The sequence below is a fragment of the Trichococcus patagoniensis genome, from assembly GCF_003051085.1.
GTDB classification, from domain to species: Bacteria; Bacillota; Bacilli; order Lactobacillales; family Aerococcaceae; genus Trichococcus; species Trichococcus patagoniensis.
Genome location: NZ_QAOM01000043.1, coordinates 1 through 1,749 on the forward strand (window position 1 = coordinate 1; position 1,749 = coordinate 1,749).

A 1,749-nucleotide genomic window follows, 5' to 3' on the forward strand; every position below is an offset into this window, starting at 1 on the left:
AACCCTTCATTCCCGTGTGAATTATAACGTGGAATGCTGAAAAGCATTGATATTAAAGGTTTTTATTGGATATTCCTATTGAAATCCCGTCCTTCCCACGTTATAATTATAACGTGGAAAGGCGTGATCTGATGAGTTTAGTATATGTAACGAACAAGAATAACGGCACTACCTATGTTTACGAATCAACCAACTATTGGGATAAAGAAAAGAAACAGTCGCGCAGCAAGCGTGTCTGCATCGGAAAATTGGATGAAAATGGGAACCTGATACCCTCTAAACGATTGGCTATGCCGCCGGCATTACCACCTGCAAAACAAGGACCGGTGCCGTCATCTGTAACGAAGCGCAGCTACTACGGTGCGACCTATCTGTTTGATAAAATCGGTGAACAGCTTGGTATTACAGCCGATTTAAAGGCATGCTTTCCTGAAAGCTACAAGCAGATACTTTCGATCGCTTATTACTTGATTTTGGAAGATCGCAATACGATGCTTCGCTTTCCTAAGTGGGATCGAACCCATTCCCATCCTTACGGCAGCTGCATCCCTTCGCAAAGGAGCAGTGATCTGTTTGCGTCCGTTACCGAAGAAGCCAAGAATCGCTTTTTCAACTTACAGGCTAAACGACGAGCGGAGAATGAGTATTGGGCTTATGATACTACCAGTATTTCCTCTTATTCAGAGACACTCAAGCAAGTCAAGTACGGTATCAACAAGGATCATGATCCGCTTGCGCAGATCAACCTCGCCTTGTTGTTTGGAGAAGAATCTGGATTACCGTTTTACTACCGTAAATTGGCAGGCAACATAAGCGACGTCAAAACAGTGAAGCACTTGCTTGCCGATTTAGGTAATCTTGGTTTTAGCAAGGTAAAACTCGTGATGGACCGAGGGTTTTACAGCAAAGAAAATATCAATGCCCTCTACCAAAATCATCTGAAATTTTTGATGGCCACAAAAGTATCTCTTAAGTATGTGCAAGAAGAACTGGATAAGGTTCGAGATAGCATTCGTACCCGTGCTAATTACAACGCAAGCTATCAGCTGCACAGCCATACTATCATGATTGACTGGGAGTATTCACAAAAACGGCCATACAAAGGCGATGTTATTGATGAGAAACGGCGAATGTATCTGCATATTTATTTTAGTGGTGAAAAAGCACTTGAGCACGAGAACCGTTTCAATGCGCTGCTTGATCAGCTTGAAGCAGAACTGGTTTCCGGGAATCGCAAAGCGGAACACGAAAAGCAGTACGCTAAATATTTTGAAATTACCACAACACCAAAACGCGGGACAAAAGTAACTCCAAAACAAAATGCCATTACCCAAGCGGAAAAAGACTATGGTTTCTTTGCCCTCATCAGCAATGAAATCAAGGATCCCATCGCCGCCTTAAACTTGTACCGCAACAAAGACATCGTTGAGAAAGCCTTTGGAAATCTTAAAGAGCGGCTAAATTTACGGCGCACAGCCGTTTCATCAGAAAGTTCGCTTGAAGGGAAATTATTTGTGCAGTTCATTGCATTAATCTATTTGTCGTACATCAAAAAGCAGATGTCCGAAAAAGAGCTGTATAAAAATTATACGATGCAGGAATTACTGGATGAACTGGATGTCATTGAAGCCTTCGAAAATCCAGGCAGCGCACTGCGAGTGGGTGAGGTTACGAAGAAACAGGAGAACTTATATAACACCTTAGGTGTAATGCCCCCGACCACGTTATAATTTTTTGGGAATCTAGGTT

The 1,749-nt window shown here is 42.5% G+C and carries 1 protein-coding gene; it reads left to right on the forward strand.

Translation table 11 applies throughout. The features are described from left to right. Positions 1 to 131 precede the first annotated feature (131 nt). Positions 132 to 1,730 carry an IS1634 family transposase gene (locus C8U37_RS14285; RefSeq protein WP_108033871.1) on the forward strand — a complete coding sequence of 533 codons (1,599 nt, stop codon included), beginning with the start codon at positions 132 to 134 and terminating at the stop codon, positions 1,728 to 1,730. The last annotated feature ends 19 nt before the right edge of the window (positions 1,731 to 1,749 follow it).

What these genes read in the sequence shown, in the direction of transcription:
- C8U37_RS14285 (WP_108033871.1), top strand. Translation starts at nt 132, where the DNA reads ATGAGTTTAGTATATGTAACGAACAAGAATAACGGCACTACCTATGTT.